Origin of the sequence: Hymenobacter lapidarius (assembly GCF_001816145.1) — a bacterium.
In the GTDB taxonomy this organism is placed as follows: domain Bacteria; phylum Bacteroidota; class Bacteroidia; order Cytophagales; family Hymenobacteraceae; genus Hymenobacter; species Hymenobacter lapidarius.
Genome location: NZ_MDZB01000137.1, coordinates 1 through 17,495, shown reverse-complemented (window position 1 = coordinate 17,495; position 17,495 = coordinate 1). Strand labels below are relative to the sequence as shown.

The window sequence follows — 17,495 nt, the reverse complement described above, 5'->3', positions numbered from 1 at the left end:
CACCATCCGTACCGCAAGCGAGTGGATAAGTCACCAAGATGCTAAAAATTGGTTTGACCATTGCGGGTATCATGTACAGTAACCTGGGAACCGCTCTAGCAACCAACTTGGGGCCGGCGTTGCGGGTGAAAAACGGGCTCTTCCTCTATTTCCTGGCTTGCTGGTTTTGCACGGTTCACGCGCTGGTCAGGTTTCGTGTTTTTGCCGCTCTGGCTGGCCCACAGCCGCGGTCTGTGCAGCTGGGCCTGGGGGTAGCAACTGTTTGCTTATTCTTAACTGACCACAATATTTCGCTGCGGCATAACGGCATTGGCCTGGCCGCTAATACGGTCGTGCAGGCATACCGTGACTGGCTCAGCGGCGACGCGGCGCGTTATAACTTGGCCCAACGCGCACGCTACGCCCTCTTGAAGGCCACTACTACCGCCAACGTGAGACTGGCGCCGCTGCCTGTACGGCCACTTACACTGTTCTATTACGACATTTCTGCCAATGCTACGTTGTGGGGCAACCAGGCTTATGCCGAGTTCTTCGGCAAAAAAGCGGTATGGGTGCAGCCGCTGGTGACGAAACCGTAGCTGCCGGGCCAAGGCTACACGCCAAATGGTTCGCCGCGCAGTGCCTGCCGCTTCAGCAGGGGGCACACTTTGTAGCGCTCGTCGTGGGTATCGTGCCACATGGCTTCCAGCACGGCATATACCCGCTCCACGCCAATGGCATTGGCCCAGGCGAAGGGCCCGCGTGGGTAGTTGGTTCCGAGCCGCATGCCCAAGTCAATGTCCTGCATGCTGGCTGTGCCTTCCTGCAGCGTGAAGCACGCCTCGTTGATGATTTGGCAGACGACGCGGGGCGTCACGAGTCCTACCCGGTCTTCTACCACACGGTAGTCGGTGCCGAGGGCGGCGCAGGTGGCGGCCAGCTTTTCGCGGTCGGCTTCGTGGGTCAGGCTCACTTCGAGGAGCGGACGATTGAGGAGGGTAGGCAGGCCGCAGAAGCCGAAGTAAGTTGCCGTTGCTGCATTCGCTACGTCGAACCGCTGAATATCAGCTGTTGACTCTGTCTGAATTTCAACAAAAACTGGCAATTGGAAACCAGAAACAACCATGTAAGGGCTGCTATGAGTACCCACTCTGCTAAAGCAAAAGGCCGTTCCTGCTGAAGCGGCAGCCTCAGCAACAGATTGCTGTATCTCCAGCCATTCATCTTTGCCCTGGTGTTCGGTACTAATGAACGTGTACTCGTGCTCCGGGCCAAACTTTTGGCGGAACTCCGCCTCGACGTGGTGGCCGTCAATAACCAGAATGTGCATGGTTTCAGTAGTTACTTTGGGGCCAAAGATACCCTAACCCTTCGCACTGATGGCCCACCAGATTATCCTCACCGACCAAGCTCCCGCCCCCATTGGCCCCTATTCCCAAGCCGTGAAGGCTGGCAACACTGTGTACGTTTCGGGCCAGATACCGCTGGATGCGGCGGGCCTGCTGGTAGCCGGCGACGTGGCCGCCCAAACCCACCAAGTGCTCAAAAACCTCACTGCGGTGCTAGCCGCGGCCGGCCTGGCTCTGACCGATGTGGTGAAGTGCAGCATTTTCGTGAAAGACCTTGGCAACTTCGCGACAATCAACCAGGTGTACGGCTCCTATTTCGAAGACGCCACGGCCCCTGCCCGCGAAACGGTGGAGGTAAGCCGTTTGCCTCGTGATGTGGAAGTTGAGATTTCCTGCATCGCCGTTGGCGCGCAGTAATTTCTTAGTTGTTTAGGAAGTTAAGTAGCCTGTCATCCTGAGTAACACAGCGCTTCCCTATTTCCGGGACCGCGCAATAGAGCTGCGCGGATTTGCGGCTTTCCCACCCCAGAAGTCTCACCAGACTGCCACCCCTGGGACTGGCAGTACCTAATCCAGCGCTTGCCACGCCCAGGCAGCAGCCCCGAGATAACGCTTCGCGCTAGTGGGTGGCGGCGTTACCTTTGCGTCGCGTTCCGGCCGACGGAATGCGCTTTTTTTGCTTTATGACTGAGAGAGAAGTTCGGGTGCGTTTTGCGCCCTCGCCCACTGGGCCGCTGCACATTGGCGGCGTGCGCACTGCGTTGTACAACTATTTGCTGGCTCGTAAGCTCGGCGGCAAGATGCTGCTGCGCATCGAGGACACCGACCAAAACCGCTTTGTACCGGGCGCGGAAGAATACATTCTGGAAGCACTGGCCTGGTGCGGCATCGTCATCGACGAAGGCCAGGGCGTGGGCGGCCCCCACGGCCCCTACAAGCAGAGCGAACGCAAGCCCATGTACAAGCAGTACGCTGACCAGCTCATTGCCGACGGCCACGCCTACTACGCCTTCGACACGCCCGAGGAGCTGGATGCCATGCGCGCCCGCCTGCAGGCCGCCAAAGTGCCCAACCCGCAGTACAACAGCATCACCCGCGCCCAGATGCGCAACTCGCTCACCCTGCCCGAGGACGAGGTGAAGGCCCTGCTCGATGGCGGCGCGCAGTACGTAATTCGCCTCAAGGTGCCCCGCAAGGAGGAAATCCGCTTTCAGGACATGATTCGCGGCTGGGTGGTGGTTCATTCTTCGGCGGTTGATGATAAAGTACTGATGAAGTCCGACGGCATGCCCACCTACCACCTGGCCAACATCGTGGACGACCACCTGATGGAAATATCCCACGTTATTCGGGGCGAGGAGTGGCTGCCCTCGGCGCCGCTGCACGTGCTGCTGTACCGCTACCTGGGCTGGGAGAGCACCATGCCGCAGTTTGCCCACCTGCCCCTGCTGCTCAAGCCCGACGGCACCGGCAAGCTGAGCAAGCGCGACGGCGACCGCCTGGGCTTCCCCGTTTTTCCCTTGGAATGGCACGGCACCGATGCCGAAACCGGCGAGCCCACCCTTAGCCGCGGCTACCGCGAGGAAGGCTACCTGCCCGAAGCGCTGGTGAACTTCCTCGCCTTCCTGGGCTGGAACCCCGGCTCCCAACAGGAGATTTTTTCCATGGACGAACTGGTGCAGGCCTTCTCCATTGAGCGCGTGAGCAAGTCGCCCGCCAAGTTCGACCAGAACAAGGTGAAGTGGTTCAACGAGCACTACCTGCGCGCCAAGTCTGATGCCGATTTGTCACCTTACCTGCTCACGGCCCTCACCGAGCACGGCATCACCTGCTCGCAGGCAAAAGCCGAACAGATAGTGGGCGTGATGAAGGAGCGGGTGAGCTTCCCGAACGACTTCTGGCAGGAAGCCAAGTACTTTTTCCAGGCGCCCACGGAATACGACCAAGCCGTAATCAGCAAAAAGTGGAACCCCGAAGTAGCCGCGGCCCTCGTCGCCTACGCAGAAGCAATGCCCACTGCTCCCGATTCTTCGGCCGACGGCCTGAAAACCTTGTTCAACCAAACCATGGAAGCGCAGGGCCTCAAACCGGGCCAGGTGCTGCAAGCCCTGCGCGTGGCCGTGACCGGGGCCGGCGCCGGTCCCGACCTGTTCGAAACCCTGGTGATTCTGGGCACGGGCGAGGTGGCCACCCGCTTGCGAACCGCCGTGAGTTCGCTGAGCAACTAGTTTCTGAAACCGGATAATGCTGCGTTTATCAAGAAGGGCTGGCCGTTGGCCGGCCTTTCTGCATTAGGTTCTGCGGCGGCGCGCCACCTCGCGGCCGTGGTTTGCGTAAAGTGGTGTACTAGCCGCAGCCTCACCCTCACCGCACCATGGCCAAGAAACCAGTAAAACCCAAGTCGAAATCCCAGGACCCCGATAAGAAAGCCCGCGTCCATAAGGAACTGGAGGGCTTCGAAATAGGCGTTAACCCGTTGGGCGAAATCACCTCCAACTATAGCATCGAGCAGATAAACCAATTTCTGGGACGCCACGTGCGCGACAAAAAGCTGGTGGACCGTGCCGGCCAATTCGGCGAAAAACCCAGCGAAGACGATGCCGACGACGAAGACTTTCCCATTGCCGACGCCGAGCACGCCCCCGAGCCTGAGGAGACCGACGAGGACTTCATGAAGCGCAGCAGCCGCGAGGCCAAACGCAAGAAAGCCGCCCTCGACCCGGGCGCTGCGGCCGCCGAAACCCGCGCCGACCTACCGGCGGAAGAGTAAGCGAAGCCACAAGCGCTTGGCTAGCGCGGTGCTACAGTGGATTGGTAGTGCCCGTGAGGCGGCCGCCCTCAAAGGTCTCCACTTTGATGAGCTTCCCGTCCTGGTACGTCTCTGCTCGGGTCAGGCTGCCATCCGTGTAGGTTTGAACAGACGTTTTTTGGCCGTCTTCGGCGTACACGGTCCACGGCCCGAACCAGTAGAACCGCGCCCCCCTGGCCCCGGTCACCCACTGCGCCTTGCCCTGGCGGGCTATTTTGCCGCTGGGGTGCCAGTAGGTCACCTCACAGTAGCCGTCCTGGCCGTAAACCTCGGAGTGGTCGAGGGCGCCAGTGGGCGAATAGTACCGAAACGTGCGCACCGGTCGGCCGTGCCGGTACTGCCCGCTGGTGAAGGGCTGCTTTTTGGCGTCGTCGTAATGAGTGCGCCACCGGCCCCTGGCCAGGCCATTGCGGTCGGTACGGTTGGGTTTCCAGAACCCGCGGGGGCCGTGGGCGGTGCTGCTGCGCGAGCCGGCGCAGGCGCCACAGAGCACGCTCAGGCATAAGCTCAACAAAATCAGGATGGGGTAGCGCATGATGAAAGAGCGAGTTAGTACAACTATAAACTTAGTTCAAACTTTCAACTCAACGCGGGCTTGCCAAAATATTGCGCGGCCCGAAACGATATATAGCCAACGAGCAGCAAAAATTATCCGGCTGCTTTACCTTCGCTGCATCAAGCTACTTTCCTTCGCCCATGCTCTCCCACGACGTAGACTTTCGCATCCTCGGCTCCGATATTCAGGTGCTCGAAATTGAGCTGGACCCCAATGAAACCGTAATCGCCGAAGCCGGGGCCATGGTCTACATGGACGAGGGCATTGCCTTTGAAACCAAGATGGGCGACGGCTCCGAACCCGACCAGGGCCTGATGGGCAAGCTGTTTTCGGCCGGCACCCGCCTCATTACCGGCGAGTCGCTCTTTCTCACGCACTTTACCCACCGCGGGGGCTATGGCAAAAGCCGGGTGGCCTTTTCGGCACCCTACCCCGGTACCATCATCCCCGTGAACCTGGGCGACATGCCCAACGGCCTCATTGTGCAGAAAGACGGTTTCCTGGCAGCGGCGCGGGGCACCAAAATCAGCCTGCACTTCAACCAGAAGCTGGGCGCGGGCCTTTTTGGCGGCGAGGGCTTTATCCTGCAGAAGCTCACCGGCGACGGCAAGGCTTTCGTGCACGGCGGCGGCACCATTATCGAGAAAAAGCTAAACAACGAGTTGCTGCGCGTGGACACGGGCTGCGTGGTGGCCTTCGAGCCGAGCGTTGATTTCAGCATTGCCCGCGCCGGAGGCCTGAAATCCATGATTTTTGGCGGCGAAGGGCTCATGCTTGCCACCCTGCGCGGTACCGGCCGGGTCTGGATTCAATCCATGCCGGTGAAAAAGCTCATTCGCGCCCTGGCGCCAGGTGGAGGCAATGCCCAGAAGGAAAGCGGCGGCGTGCTGGGCGCCTGCTGGGCGAGTAAGCGCGCAGCAGGCCGTCGGGGCTCGTTGCGCCGTTTTTTTTAGCCCTCGGTAAGGCCTTTTATTACGAAGCCCAACACCACGGCTATCACTACGCCGATGGCGATGCCTACGCGCACCAGAAACTTGTAGTCGCTGGATTCGTCGTGCTTGCTGCGGTCGACTTGGCGGCGCTCGTTACGGGATTTGTAAGGGCGCTGGTAAGCCGTTTTGTGCGGAGATGGATGTATCGTCTGCAAGGGCGTAGTTGGAAATATTGCGGTAATATTACTAAATAATCAGCAGATATGTATGTACGTATCCGGCTAAGAATCAGATGAACCCAGCAGATGGTTGTTTTCCGGGCCAATACTTTCGCCGGCCAAGGGCGTGGGCCGAGCACTAGTTGCGGCCGAGACGGGACGCGGCGTGCAGCACTGCCTCCAAGACGTCGCGGGAGTTGAGCAGCCGCGGGACTTTGTGCTGGCCGCCTAGCTTGCCCTGGCTGCTAAGCCACGCTTCGAAGGTGCCCGCAGGCACGGCATGCAGCCGGGGCGGCGCCAGCGCCAGACTGCGGTGGCGCTTGGCGGCGTAGTCCGAATTGAGTTCGCACAGCGTGGCATCGAGCACGGCGGCAAACGCATCCAAGTCGGGAGTGCCAGCCGTCTCGAATTCGATGGCCCACTCGTGCCCCCCGCGCGAAGTGGCGCTGTCCACGGCAAACCAAACCGGGGCCGCGGTAAAGTTGCGGACGGCCGCGCCCGTAGCCTGGCTGGCGGCAGCCACTGCCGCTTCGGCGTTTTCAATCATCACTTCTTCGCCAAACGCATTGAGAAAGTGCTTGGTGCGGCCCGTGATGCGCACCCGGTACGGCCCCAGCGACGTGAAGCGCACCGTGTCGCCCACCACGTAGCGCCACAGCCCGGCGTTGGTGCTGATGACCAGGGCGTAGGGCCGGTGCAGCTCAACTTCGGCCAGCGGCACGGGGTGGGGGGTGGGGCTGGCCCACTGGTCGGCGGGCAGGAATTCGTAGTAGATGCCGTGGTCGAGCAGCAGCAGTAGGTCTTCGCTCTCGGGCTGGTCCTGTAGGGCAAAGTAGCCTTCGGAAGCGCTGTAGATTTCGAGGTAGCGCATGCGCGCATCGGGAATGAGCCGGCGAAAAAGCTCCCGGTAGGGGCCAAAGGCCACGGCACCGTGCAAAAACAGCCGCAGGTGCGGCCACACGTGGGTGATGTCGGGCACGCCGGCCAGCGCCACCACGCGGCGCAGCAGCACCACCATCCAGGTGGGCACGCCGGCAAGGGTGCGCACGTCCTGGTGCAGCACGTGCACCGCAATGCGCTCTATTTTCTCTTCCCACTCGTCCAGCAGGGCCAAGGCGAGCGGCGGGGTGCGCATCTGCTCGGCCCACCACGGCAGCTGCTGCATGATAACGGCCGACACATCGCCGGCCCGCGACGTGGCGCCCGGTGGCCGAAGCGGATTGGGGGTATGCGTGCCGCCCAACGACAGGGTTTTGCCGGTGAGCAACCGTTCCTGGGGGTAGAAGTGCGTGGCCAACGCCAGCATATCGCGCCCGGCGCGGTAGTGGCACTCGTGCAGCGCTTCGGCCGTGACGGGGATGTACTTGCTGCGGGCGTTGGTGGTGCCGCTCGACTTGGCAAACCATTGCGGCCGGCCCGGCCACAGCACATCGGGCTGGCCCCGCATCACCTTTTCCAGCTCCGGGTAGAGCTGCTCGTAGGTGCCCGTGGGCACGCGGCGGCCAAACTCGGCAGGCGTCAGGTGCTCTTTGTAGCCGTAGCGCCGGCCCCATTCGGTGCCTTGGGCGCGCGCCAGCAAGTGGCGCAGCACTTGCGCCTGCACTTCCAGCGGCCGCTCCCGCAGGCGGGCCAGTCGGGACAAGCTGGCCCATTGAACGGCACGGGCTAGTAGCTGGTCGAGCATATTTTTGAGTTATGAGTTTTAAATTATGAATTTATAAGTTGATGATAAAGTGCAGCTTATGATATAGCTGGCTAACCCATAATTCATAACTTAAAACTCATAATTCCTTTTCACACGTTTCTTTTTAACTCAAAGTTTTTGCCCAGGTACACGCGTCGCACGGTTTCGTCGCTGGCTAGCTCCTCGGCGGTGCCGGCTTTTAGCAGTTTGCCTTCAAAGAGCAGGTAGGCGCGGTCCACGATGCTGAGGGTGGAGTTCACGTCGTGGTCGGTGATGAGCACACCGATGTTGCGGTGCTTGAGCTTGGATACGATGCCCTGAATTTCTTCGGTCGCAATGGGGTCGACGCCCGCAAAGGGCTCATCGAGGAGCACGAATTTGGGGTCTACGGCCAGGGCGCGGGCTATTTCGGTGCGCCGCCGCTCGCCGCCGCTCAGCACCTTGCCCAGGTTTTTGCGCACGTGGGTAAGGCTGAACTCATCCAGCAGCTCCTCGACTTTGGCGTGGCGCGCGTCTTTCTTCATGCTCGTCATCTCGAGCACGGCCATGATGTTTTCTTCCACGCTTAGGTCGCGGAACACGCTGGCTTCCTGCGCCAGATAGCCCACGCCCAGCCGCGCCCGCTGGTAAATGGGCATATTGGTTATCTCGGTGCTGTCGAGGAAGATGCGGCCGGCGTTGGGTTTCACCATGCCCACCATCATGTAGAAGCAGGTGGTTTTGCCGGCGCCGTTGGGGCCCAGTAGCCCCACAATTTCGCCCTGCTCCACCGTCACCGACATGTCGTTGACGACGGTGCGGGCTTTGTATTTTTTGACGAGGTGGTCGGCGCGAAGAATCATGGAGCAAAGGTATGGACTGGGGCCACGGCAGGCCGATAGCCCAGCAAACGCTTGATACGGCATAAATTATTCGGCACGCCTAACAATCGACCTAAAATTCTCCTTACTTTTAGCCCCAGAACCTTACCCACCCAAAATCTTTTTTCTATGATGATGATAAAAAACCTACTCTTTGCAGGCGGTGCCGTCTTGGTGGGCGCGTCCAGCGCCCACGCGGGCGGCTTTCAGGTTTACCTACCCAGCCAGCAGAGCATTGGCATGGGGGGCGTGGGCGTGGGCCTTTCCATGGAACAGGCCGCGCAGTTTATGAACCCCGGTGCCATGGCCATGCTCCGCCAAAACGGCGTGCAACTGGGCGTGAGCGCCACGTTTGCCCGGCTGGCATTCCGTCCGGCAGCCGGTGGCCCCCAGCGCCAGCTGGAAAACACGACCGTGACGCCGTTTAACGTGTACGCCAGCTTTGGCCCCAAGGAGGGTAAATTCCGGGCCGGCATCTCGATTTACACACCCTATGGCTCCACGCTGAAGTACAAAAACGGGTGGGAAGGTCGCTTTGCCCTCACCGAAATCACGCTGCGCGCCATTTACGTGCAGCCCACCGTGAGCTACGCCATCACCGACCAGCTGAGCGTGGGCGCGGGCCTGATGATTCTAGCCGCGGGCTCGGTGAACCTGCAGCGCGCCATTGCCCTGCCCTCGGCCGAAGGCAGCATTGAGCTCGATGGCAAAACCAAAACCGGGTTTGGTGTAAACGCCGGCATCTTCTTCAAGCCTTCGGACAAGCTGAGCGTGGGCCTGAGCTACCGCTCGAAAATTGACGCCACCGTGGAAGACGGCGACGTGACCGTGGTGAACCCCACCGCGGCCCTGCAGTCGCGCTTTGTGGGCAACAAGTTTAAGGCAACCCTGCCCCTGCCGGCTACCTTCAACGTGGGCGTGGGCATTATGCCCACCGACAAGCTGACCATTGGCTTCGACGTAAACTTCACGCAGTGGAGCGAATACCGCGCCCTGCGCTTTGACTTTACCAAAGACGGCCAGCCCGCACAGGTGGGTACCGGCACGTTCTCGGAATCGAAGCGCGCTTATGAAGATGCCCTCACGTTCCGCCTGGGCGGCCAGTACAAGCCGAGCGACAAGCTGGCCCTGCGCCTGGGTGCCGGGTACGACATGTCGCCGGTGAAAGACGGCTACGTAACGCCCGAAACGCCCGACAACAACCGCCTCATCGGCACGGCTGGCGTGGGCTACAACATCACCGAGAACTTCGGGGTGGACGCTTCGTTCATGTTCCAGGCTATCCTGAAGCGTACGCAGACGGAGGACGACCTGCTCAATAACGGCACCACCGACCGCGTGGCCGGCACGTACCGCACCAACATCAGCATTCCCGGCATCGGGCTGCGCTACAATTTCTAAGTCTCACTCCCCTAGTATATCGTTTGTATGAACCTTAATTTCAGACGTTCCGCGCCGTTTCTGGCGCTCCTGGGTCTTGCGCTTGGCGGTTGCCAGCCCGACTTAGAGGACGACCCCAAGTCCAGCGCCGGGCAGGCTGATTTTACCACTTACATTGCCGTGGGCAACTCGCTCACGGCCGGCTTTGGCGACAACGGCCTCTACCGGGAGGGGCAGTTGAAGTCTTACCCGAACTTTCTGGCCCAGCAGTTTCGGACCGTCGGCGGCGGCGACTTTGTGCAGCCCCTCTTCACCGAGGCCCAAAGCAACGGCTCGGGCTACTTGAGCCTGACGGGCTTCACGGCGACCGGCACCCCCATCACCACCCTGGTAACCACCAACCGGGCCGTGCGCGGGGGCACGGCGGCCGCGCCCCTTTTCACCAAATTCACCGACCCTATCAACAACCTCGCCGTGCCCGGCATCCGGATGTCGGACATCCTGACGGCGGGGTATGGCAGCGTCCAGGGCAACCCCTATTTTGAGCGCATCACCCCCGATGCCACGCCGGGGCAAACCTATTTGCAGCGCGTGCAGGCCACGGTGGCGGCCCTCAAGCCCACCTTCTTCACCGAATGGCTGGGCAACAACGACGTGCTGGGCTTTGCTACGGCCGGTGGGGCAGCCAGCAGCCTGACGCCGGTGGCCACCTTCACCACGAACACCAACTTAGTACTGGACGCCCTCACCGCGGGCGGTGCGAAAGGCCTGGTGGCCACCATTCCGGACGTAACCGGCATCCCTTTCTTTACCACGGTGGGCCCGGGTTTTCGGGCAACCCTGGCGGCGAACAACGTGCCGGGCGTGGTGGCCCTGACCGGCGCAGCACCCGGGGGGGCGACTTCCGGCAACCGAAAGCAGATTGCCACGGCGGACATTCGCGACGCAGCGGGCTCCGGACGCCAGTTGTTTACCCTCACTTCGGCGCCCTTTCTGCCGCTGCTCGGCCGGCCCACGGGTGCTCCGTGGCGCTCGTTCGTGCCACGGGCAGCCCTGGCGACGTATCTATCGGCCTACGGCATTGACACCTTGCAGGCTTTCGGCGCCACGCCCGCCAATCCCATTCCGAGCACCTTCATCCTCGACGATGTGGAGCAGGGCCAGGTGCAAACCGCAACCACGGCCTTCAACGCAGCCCTGACTGCTGCGGCCAACCAGCGCAACCTGGCCGTGTTCGACGCCAACATCTTCTTCCGTAGCGTAGCTACCAGTGGATTTGTTACCAATGGTGTTCCAAACACCGCTTCCTTCATCTCGGGCAACCTGTTCTCGCTCGACGGCGTGCATCCCACGCCGCGCGGCTATGCCGTGATTGCCAATGAGATGATTAAAGCCATCAATGCCAAATACGGCGCCGCAGTACCCGGCTTGGACCCCACTGCTTACCGCGGTGTAAGATTTCCACAGTAATAAGCTTGTGGCTTTTAGTCCAGCAAAAAAGGCGCTTTCCCAATTGGGAAGGTGCCTTTTTTGCGAAAAAACCGGTGCGCTGGGTTAATCCGGCTGGCTGGTCACAGCTTCCGCTAGATGCTGCGCGATGAGCTGGGCGTGGTGCCGGCCATTCTCAATGAACCAGCGGCTGGTGGCACGGCCGCCGCACACGGTGCCGGCCACGAACAGGCCGGGGCGGGTGGTTTCGTGGGTGGCGGGGTCGAAGAGCGGGGCGCGGGCTTCGTCGGCAGGGTCGGGCTCCACGCCCAGGCGGCCGAGCAGGGCTTCGTCGGGGTGGTAGCCGGTGAGGGCGTACACAAAATTGGTGGGAATGGTGAGCGGGCCGTCAGGCGTGCGGATGTCCACGGCCTCGGGGTGGATGGCGGTGATGGTGGCGTTGAAGTACGCCGTGATGCGGCCCTCGGCAATGCGGTTGACGAGGTCGGGTCGAATCCAGTACTTCACGGAGTCGCTGATGACGGGGCCGCGCACGATGAGCGTGACGGTGGCACCGGCGCGGGTGAGCTGCAGGGCTGCTTTAGCGGAGGAGTTTTTAGCCCCGATGACCACGACGTGCTGGGCCACGTGCTGGTAGGGCTCTTTGTAGTAGTGGCTGACGGTGGGCAGGTCTTCGCCGGGCACATTGAGCGGGTTGGGCAGGTCGTAGAAGCCGGTGGCTACCACCACGTTGCGGGTGCGGATTTCACCTTTGTCGGTGGTGACAGTGAAATCGCCCTGCTCGCCGTCCAGCTTCTGCACCTTTTCGTAGAGGCGCAAGGTGAGCTTTTCGTCGCGGGCCACGCGCTGGTAGTAGTCCAGGGCGTCTTCGCGCAGGGGCTTGTAGTGGCTGGTGGGAAACGGATAGCCGCCGATTTCCAGTAATTCGGGCGTGGAGAAAAACTCCATGTTGGTGGGGTAGCCAATAATGGAATTGACCAGCGCGCCCTTTTCGACCACGGCCGTGCGCAGGCCGCGGCGCTGGGATTCGAGGGCGCAGGCCAGGCCCACGGGGCCAGCCCCGATAACGAGTACGTCGAGCATATGTGGATGAATGTATTTGTAGGAACGCGCCTTGGCGCATTCAATCGTTGAAACAGCACGTGCAGTAGTCAGATTATCCGGCACGAGGAACGCAGCCGTGGAACCGTTCCACAATTGAACGCGCCTTGGCGCGTTGCCACACCATGTTCCCACCGTGCGCAGTGCGCATCCGGGATTTGTGCGGCAGCACCGACCTTTGCGCCATGCGTACCTGTGACTTGTGCGGCAGCACCGATTTTAAGAAGCTGCCTTTCTATTACGAATTCGAGGGCCAAAAGCTGCAAGGCACCCAATGCCACCGCTGCGACCTGATGTTTCTCGACCCCCAGCCCACGCCTGCACAGCTGGAACGGCTCTACGGCAAGGACTATTTCACGGAGCGGCCCAACTACGACCGCACCCAGCAGGAGGTCGTCTTCATCGAAGAAGGCCAGAAGCAGCGTGCGTTAAACCAGGTGCGGCCCGACAAGTTCACCAACTACGTGCTGGCCAAGTACCCCGGCCGCAAATTCCGCTACCTCGACGTAGGCTGCGGGCCCGGTTACACCCTCAAAAGCCTGGAGAACCTGGGCTGGGAAGCGCACGGCCTCGAAATCTCGGCCCACGCCGCCGACTTTGCCCGCCGCGAGCTGCACCTGCCCGTGGTGACGGGCAATATCGAAACCACCGAGGACTTCCACGAAAACCAGTTCGACCTCGCTTACATGGGCGACGTGCTGGAGCACCTGCTCTCGCCTGCGGCCACGCTGGCCAAGTTCCACCGCATTCTGGAGCCGGGCGGGCTGCTGGTGCTGGCCCTGCCTGCCACGCTCAACCTGCCCACGGTGCGCCTGGGCTTCGCTGCCTACGGCCTACTGGGCAAAGAACGCAAGATGGACATTCCACCCTATCACCTGTTTGAATTCACGCCCGCCACCATCACCAAAATGCTTAAGCAGCAAGGTTTTGAAGTGGTGGAGCTGCTGAACCCGGTGAAGCCGCCGAAGAACATTCGCCTGGGCGGCAGCGCAGTGGAAAAGGTGAGCAAGCTGGCCGGGCAATACCCCACGTATTATTTGAACAAGCTGACCGGGCGGTTTGGGGATAGGATGTTTGTGGTGGCGCGGAACGTGAAGGCGTAACCTCACCCCCCGCCCCTCTCCCGCGGAGAGGGGAGCCTGACGAAATTGAAGAAAAAAAGAAAGCCCCGTTGCTGGTCGCAACGGGGCTTTCTGTCTGATAGGTCACTTTTTCTTGTGCCGTGGCTCTCCTCTCCACGGGAGAGGGGCCGGGGGTGAGGTTACGCCGGGCGCGGGTTACCCCAGCAGCTCGGTGCTGCGCTTCACAAACTGCGTCAGGGCCTCGCCTTTCAGCATGCCCTGGGCCAGCAAGGCAAGGTCAAAGGCCTGCCTGGCGATTTTCTCGCCGCCGTCGGCTAGTACCTTTTGGGTGAGGGGGTGGTTGGCGTTCACGGTCACGTCGTACGACTCGGGGAAGGCGCCGAACATCTGCATGCCGCCGCCGCCGGTGCGCTGCATGTCCTTCATCCGGCGCATGAACTCGTTTTGGGTGATGACCACGGGCGCGTCCTGGGGCGAGAGGGCGGCCACTTTCACGTGCATGGCCTCGTTGGCAATGGCCGACTTGAAGAGGTCCGAGAGCTTGGTTTGCTCGTCTTCGCTCAGCACGCTTTCGGTGGTGCCGTCTTTCTCGATGAGCTTGCTCACCGTGTCGGCGTCCACGCGCTTGAAGCTGGTTTTCTCCAGTTTCTGCTCCAGCTGGCCCACGAAGTGCGGGTCGAGCACCTGGTCGAAGTTCAGCACGTCGTAGCCGCGCTCCTGAGCGGCGGCCACGAAGCCGTGCTGGTGCTCGGCGTCGTTGGTGTAGAGCACCACGGTGCTGCCGTCCTTGTCCTGCTGGTTGGCCTGGATGTGCTCGGTGTACTCCGTGATGGTGAACAGCTTGTCATTCACGCTCTTGAGTAGCACAAAGTCCTTGCCCTTGTCGTAAAACTTCTCGTCTGAGAGCATGCCGTACTTCACGAACATGCCGATATCGGACCACTTTTCCTCGTAGCCGGGCCGGTCCTGCTTGAAGAGGCTGCTGAGTTTGTCGGCTACTTTCTTGGTGATGTAGGTGTTGATTTTGCGCACCGCGGCATCGGCCTGCAGGAAGCTGCGGCTCACGTTGAGCGGGATGTCGGGCGAGTCAATCACGCCGTGCAGCAGCATTAGGAACTCGGGCACCACGTCCTTCACCTCGTCGGTGATAAATACCTGACGCGAGTACAGTTGAATCTTGTTGCGCGAGAATTGCAGCTCGTCCTTCACCTTGGGGAAGTACAGAATGCCCGTTAGGTTGAAGGGGTAGTCCACGTTGAGGTGAATCCAGAACAAGGGCTCGTCCATGCTCATGGGGTAGAGCTCCTGGTAGAATTTCTTGTAGTCCTCATCGGTCAGCTCGGCGGGCTGCTTGGTCCAAATCGGGCTGGTGTCGTTGATGAGCTGGCCCTCGAACTCAATGGGAATGGGCAGGAACTTGCAGTATTTGGTGAGGATGGTGCGCAGGCGGGCTTCCTCCAGGAATTCGTCGGAGTCCTCGGCCACGTGCAGCACGATGTCGGTGCCGCGCTCGGTTTTGGCGTGCTCGCCGGTAGGCTCGTCCAGGGTAAATTGCGTGCTGCCGTCGCACACCCAGTGGGCCGTCAGCGTGTCGTCCTTGTACGATTTCGACCAGATTTCGACCTCGCTGGCCACCATGAAGGCCGAGTAGAAACCGAGGCCGAACTGCCCGATAATCTGGTCTTTGGTAGCCGCGTCCTTCTCCTTGTACTGCTCCACAAACTCAGTGGCGCCAGAGAAGGCAATCTGGTTGATGTACTTCTTGATTTCCTCGGCCGTCATGCCCAAGCCGTGGTCCGAAATCGTGATTTTGCGGGCTTCTTTGTCCACGGTCACGCGCACTTTGAGTTCGCCCAGCTCGCCTTTGAACTCGCCCAGCTGGGCCAGGCTCTTGAGCTTTTGGGTGGCGTCGACGGCGTTCGAGACCAATTCCCGCAGGAAAATCTCGTGGTCGGAATACAAGAACTTCTTGATAATGGGGAAGATGTTCTCGGTATGGATGGAAATGGAGCCGGTTTCTTGCATGATAAGAAAATTGGGAAACGGTTGGATTCGGACGCAATGGCCGGGCACAGGGGGCCGGGCCGCTGCAGGTGCGGCATTCAAAGGACGTTCCAAGGCCTAAAGAGCTGTCAGATTGACAGCGGGGAGACTCCGCGCTACGGGTGGCGGGTGGGATGGTAGAGCGGGCGCGGCTCAGAAGCGCCGCCCGGAGCAGCCAAGCCCGAGCCGTACACCTCGTTCCACTCCATGAGCAGGGCCGGCAACTGGGCTGAGTAGTCGCATAGCCAATGCAGGCCCGGCACGGCAGCCGAGAAAAACTGGATGTCAAATTTGATGAACGGCCGCGACATGGAGATGAGCGAGTCCAGGGCCAACTGATTGTGCACGCGCCGACGGCTGATGGCCAGCACCACGCGCTCGAGCGGCAGCTTCGTCAGCGGCGGCATCCAGTTCACCCCCAGCCACACCTGGTCATACACCGAGATATCGGGAAAGGTGTTCATGTCCAGCAGCATATGGCGCACGTCCAGTTCGCGAACCAGCGTCAGCAGCTGTTCGGCACTGTCCCGAAAGGTGCGCATGTTCTGCCCCGAAGCCCACTCGACACGCAGCAAGCCCAAGGCTTCGTCGTGCTGGAGATATAGGTCGGGAATGGTGGTTATAATCACAAAAAATGGGGCGCAGCTGCTCCGGGTAAAATTTAATAGAAGGGGTTACGAAAACCCTTGGGTGTTTGGATTACGGTAAACAGCAAAGATTGAAAAAAAGTCTTCCGGGCGCCCTTATTAGTTTTCTTCCCATCTTTGTACTTGTGTCTGCCTTGCGCTCCCATATTGCCCTGCTGCTGCTGCTCTGCCTCACGCGGACCTTGCTGCCCGAGGCTTGGATTCTGGCGTTGCACACCCACGCCCACACTACCGAAGAGCCTGCGCAAGCCCCTGCCTTTCGGGCCAAGGGCAAGGCCTTGGTTAGTGCCCAGCACCGGCACTGCCCCATAGACCACCTCTACGACGTGCCCTTTTTGCCGGGCGCTCTCGTGGTGGTTCCGCAACCCACGTCCCGGCCTTGCTTTGCCACGGCGCCCGTGCCCACCGTGGCCACGGCGCCCTGGATTGCCCCGCAGCCGCAACAGCTCCGGGGGCCACCAGCCGCTTAGCGGCCCCCGGCTTCCCTGATTTGAGCTGCCCCCTATCCTGACTGCGCCGCGGTCTGAAGGAGAGCTTGCGCTTACTCCGCCTACGGCGGGACTTCTTTTTCTTATGAGGGTAAACTCTTGCCTGCCGGGCCGCGTTGCGGCGTGGCTGGTTATGGCATTAGCGGGCCCGTTGGCCTTGCCCAGCCGCGCCCAGAACCCCGGGCTTGTTTCCGCCTGCACGCTGGCTTTGGCCGGCCGCGTGGCCGACCACGAGTCCGGCACGGTGCTGCCCGGCGCCACGGCCCGGCTCCTCGAAACCGGCGAAGTAAGCGCCGCCGACCCCTACGGCAACTACCACTTCCACGTGTGTGCCGGCACCTATCACCTCGAAGTGAGCTTCGTGGGCTTTCGCTCCGAGACGGCGGAGGTGCGGGTGGCCAGCTCGGTGGTGCGCAACTTTCAGCTGCACCCCGACGCCGTGCAGCTGGCCGGGGCCGTGGTGCGGGGCCAGGCCCTAGTGGCCCCGCCCACCCAGGCCACGGCCGCCCTCACCGGGCGCGACTTGGCGGCCACCCGCGGCCAAAGCCTGGGCGAAGCCTTGCTGAAGGTGAGCGGCGTGTCGGCCATTCAAACCGGCCCCAACGTGTTCAAGCCCATGATTCACGGGCTGCATTCCAACCGCGTGGCCCTGCTCAACAACGGGGTGCGGCAGGAAGGGCAGCAGTGGGGCCAGGACCACGGCCCGGAAATCGACCCGTTTGTGGCCTCGCAGCTGACGGTGGTAAAAGGCGCGGCCGGCGTGCGCTACGGCGCCGACGCCATTGGCGGGGTTGTGCTGGCACAGCCGGCAGCCCTCCCCGACTCGGCCGGCACCACGGCCGACCTGCACTTGGTGGGGGCCAGCAACAACGGCCTGGGCGCGGCCTCCGCCACGGTGCAGGGGCGCCCCCGCCAAGC

Annotated in this window: 18 protein-coding genes; 10 read left to right on the top strand and 8 right to left on the bottom strand. The window is 61.4% G+C overall.

Annotated features, from left to right (window positions below):
* Window positions 1-71: 71 nt before the first annotated feature.
* Window positions 72-578 carry a hypothetical protein gene (locus BEN47_RS16070; RefSeq protein ID WP_125921723.1) on the top strand — a complete coding sequence of 169 codons (507 nt, stop codon included), beginning with the start codon at window positions 72-74 and terminating at the stop codon, window positions 576-578.
* A gap of 14 nt (window positions 579-592) precedes the next feature.
* On the opposite strand, the gene BEN47_RS16065 is transcribed toward BEN47_RS16070, so the two are convergent.
* Entirely contained in the window at window positions 593-1,084 is a 492-nt protein-coding gene (locus BEN47_RS16065; protein WP_239691640.1) for a 3-hydroxyacyl-CoA dehydrogenase family protein, read from the bottom strand.
* Window positions 1,085-1,358: 274 nt separating this feature from the next.
* On the opposite strand from BEN47_RS16065, the gene BEN47_RS16060 reads away from it, so the two are divergent.
* From BEN47_RS16060 to BEN47_RS21710, 3 genes are all read left to right on the top strand, one after another.
* The gene (locus tag BEN47_RS16060; RefSeq protein WP_070729661.1) at window positions 1,359-1,745 is read left to right on the top strand and encodes a Rid family detoxifying hydrolase; all 387 of its coding nucleotides are present in this window, start codon (window positions 1,359-1,361) and stop codon (window positions 1,743-1,745) included.
* Between the two features lie 266 nt (window positions 1,746-2,011).
* Window positions 2,012-3,556 carry a glutamate--tRNA ligase gene (gene gltX / locus BEN47_RS16055; protein WP_070729668.1) on the top strand — a complete coding sequence of 515 codons (1,545 nt, stop codon included), beginning with the start codon at window positions 2,012-2,014 and terminating at the stop codon, window positions 3,554-3,556.
* A gap of 146 nt (window positions 3,557-3,702) precedes the next feature.
* Complete coding sequence (locus BEN47_RS21710; protein ID WP_083322492.1) at window positions 3,703-4,098, top strand: hypothetical protein; 396 nt, start codon at window positions 3,703-3,705, stop codon at window positions 4,096-4,098.
* A gap of 31 nt (window positions 4,099-4,129) precedes the next feature.
* Here the strand turns inward: BEN47_RS21710 and BEN47_RS16040 are convergent, their stop codons facing one another.
* Window positions 4,130-4,672, bottom strand: a complete 543-nt coding sequence (locus tag BEN47_RS16040; RefSeq protein ID WP_070729655.1) for a toxin-antitoxin system YwqK family antitoxin — start codon at window positions 4,670-4,672, stop codon at window positions 4,130-4,132.
* A gap of 161 nt (window positions 4,673-4,833) precedes the next feature.
* Between BEN47_RS16040 and BEN47_RS16035 the strand changes: the two genes are divergently transcribed.
* Complete coding sequence (locus tag BEN47_RS16035) at window positions 4,834-5,646, top strand: TIGR00266 family protein (protein WP_070729653.1); 813 nt, start codon at window positions 4,834-4,836, stop codon at window positions 5,644-5,646.
* On the opposite strand, the gene BEN47_RS16030 is transcribed toward BEN47_RS16035, so the two are convergent.
* The 3 genes from BEN47_RS16030 to lptB form a co-directional block, all read right to left on the bottom strand.
* Window positions 5,643-5,840, bottom strand: coding sequence for a hypothetical protein (locus tag BEN47_RS16030; protein ID WP_070729651.1), 198 nt, complete (start codon window positions 5,838-5,840; stop codon window positions 5,643-5,645). The two genes, BEN47_RS16035 and BEN47_RS16030, sit on opposite strands and share 4 nt — an antisense overlap.
* Window positions 5,841-5,982: 142 nt before the next feature.
* Window positions 5,983-7,527 (bottom strand): GH3 auxin-responsive promoter family protein, encoded by a 1,545-nt coding sequence (locus BEN47_RS16025; protein ID WP_070729649.1) that lies wholly within the window; start codon window positions 7,525-7,527, stop codon window positions 5,983-5,985.
* A gap of 110 nt (window positions 7,528-7,637) precedes the next feature.
* A complete protein-coding gene (gene lptB / locus BEN47_RS16020; RefSeq protein ID WP_070729646.1) occupies window positions 7,638-8,369 on the bottom strand; it encodes an LPS export ABC transporter ATP-binding protein in 732 nt (243 codons plus the stop codon).
* Window positions 8,370-8,516: 147 nt separating this feature from the next.
* Between lptB and BEN47_RS16015 the strand changes: the two genes are divergently transcribed.
* Complete coding sequence (locus BEN47_RS16015; RefSeq protein WP_083322491.1) at window positions 8,517-9,788, top strand: OmpP1/FadL family transporter; 1,272 nt, start codon at window positions 8,517-8,519, stop codon at window positions 9,786-9,788.
* 27 nt (window positions 9,789-9,815) lie between these two features.
* Window positions 9,816-11,237 (top strand): SGNH/GDSL hydrolase family protein, encoded by a 1,422-nt coding sequence (locus tag BEN47_RS16010; protein ID WP_070729645.1) that lies wholly within the window; start codon window positions 9,816-9,818, stop codon window positions 11,235-11,237.
* 84 nt (window positions 11,238-11,321) lie between these two features.
* Here BEN47_RS16010 and BEN47_RS16005 read toward each other — a convergent pair whose 3' ends face one another.
* Window positions 11,322-12,299: a YpdA family putative bacillithiol disulfide reductase gene (locus BEN47_RS16005; protein ID WP_070729642.1), complete on the bottom strand. Its 978-nt coding sequence runs from the start codon at window positions 12,297-12,299 to the stop codon at window positions 11,322-11,324.
* A gap of 143 nt (window positions 12,300-12,442) precedes the next feature.
* On the opposite strand from BEN47_RS16005, the gene BEN47_RS16000 reads away from it, so the two are divergent.
* Window positions 12,443-13,420 carry a class I SAM-dependent methyltransferase gene (locus BEN47_RS16000; RefSeq protein ID WP_083322490.1) on the top strand — a complete coding sequence of 326 codons (978 nt, stop codon included), beginning with the start codon at window positions 12,443-12,445 and terminating at the stop codon, window positions 13,418-13,420.
* A gap of 174 nt (window positions 13,421-13,594) precedes the next feature.
* Here BEN47_RS16000 and htpG read toward each other — a convergent pair whose 3' ends face one another.
* Together htpG and BEN47_RS15990 are read right to left on the bottom strand one after the other, a co-directional pair.
* On the bottom strand, window positions 13,595-15,424 hold the full coding sequence (gene htpG, locus BEN47_RS15995) for a molecular chaperone HtpG (RefSeq protein WP_070729639.1): 1,830 nt from the start codon (window positions 15,422-15,424) through the stop codon (window positions 13,595-13,597).
* A gap of 134 nt (window positions 15,425-15,558) precedes the next feature.
* Window positions 15,559-16,071 (bottom strand): hypothetical protein, encoded by a 513-nt coding sequence (locus BEN47_RS15990; RefSeq protein WP_070729637.1) that lies wholly within the window; start codon window positions 16,069-16,071, stop codon window positions 15,559-15,561.
* A 143-nt stretch (window positions 16,072-16,214) separates the two neighbouring features.
* On the opposite strand from BEN47_RS15990, the gene BEN47_RS15985 reads away from it, so the two are divergent.
* The gene (locus BEN47_RS15985; RefSeq protein WP_125921722.1) at window positions 16,215-16,559 is read left to right on the top strand and encodes a hypothetical protein; all 345 of its coding nucleotides are present in this window, start codon (window positions 16,215-16,217) and stop codon (window positions 16,557-16,559) included.
* A 103-nt stretch (window positions 16,560-16,662) separates the two neighbouring features.
* The coding region (locus BEN47_RS20625) for a TonB-dependent receptor (protein ID WP_239691639.1) at window positions 16,663-17,495 on the top strand (833 nt) is incomplete at its 3' end.

Excerpts from the sequence above, each read along its gene's own strand:
- BEN47_RS16070 (WP_125921723.1), top strand. The coding sequence starts at position 72 with ATGTACAGTAACCTGGGAACCGCTCTAGCAACCAACTTGGGGCCGGCG.
- BEN47_RS16060 (WP_070729661.1), top strand. The coding sequence starts at position 1,359 with ATGGCCCACCAGATTATCCTCACCGACCAAGCTCCCGCCCCCATTGGC.
- gltX (WP_070729668.1), top strand. The coding sequence starts at position 2,012 with ATGACTGAGAGAGAAGTTCGGGTGCGTTTTGCGCCCTCGCCCACTGGG.
- BEN47_RS21710 (WP_083322492.1), top strand. The coding sequence starts at position 3,703 with ATGGCCAAGAAACCAGTAAAACCCAAGTCGAAATCCCAGGACCCCGAT.
- BEN47_RS16040 (WP_070729655.1), bottom strand. The coding sequence starts at position 4,672 with ATGCGCTACCCCATCCTGATTTTGTTGAGCTTATGCCTGAGCGTGCTC.
- BEN47_RS16035 (WP_070729653.1), top strand. The coding sequence starts at position 4,834 with ATGCTCTCCCACGACGTAGACTTTCGCATCCTCGGCTCCGATATTCAG.
- BEN47_RS16025 (WP_070729649.1), bottom strand. The coding sequence starts at position 7,527 with ATGCTCGACCAGCTACTAGCCCGTGCCGTTCAATGGGCCAGCTTGTCC.
- lptB (WP_070729646.1), bottom strand. The coding sequence starts at position 8,369 with ATGATTCTTCGCGCCGACCACCTCGTCAAAAAATACAAAGCCCGCACC.
- BEN47_RS16015 (WP_083322491.1), top strand. The coding sequence starts at position 8,517 with ATGATGATGATAAAAAACCTACTCTTTGCAGGCGGTGCCGTCTTGGTG.
- BEN47_RS16010 (WP_070729645.1), top strand. The coding sequence starts at position 9,816 with ATGAACCTTAATTTCAGACGTTCCGCGCCGTTTCTGGCGCTCCTGGGT.
- BEN47_RS16005 (WP_070729642.1), bottom strand. The coding sequence starts at position 12,299 with ATGCTCGACGTACTCGTTATCGGGGCTGGCCCCGTGGGCCTGGCCTGC.
- BEN47_RS16000 (WP_083322490.1), top strand. The coding sequence starts at position 12,443 with ATGTTCCCACCGTGCGCAGTGCGCATCCGGGATTTGTGCGGCAGCACC.
- htpG (WP_070729639.1), bottom strand. The coding sequence starts at position 15,424 with ATGCAAGAAACCGGCTCCATTTCCATCCATACCGAGAACATCTTCCCC.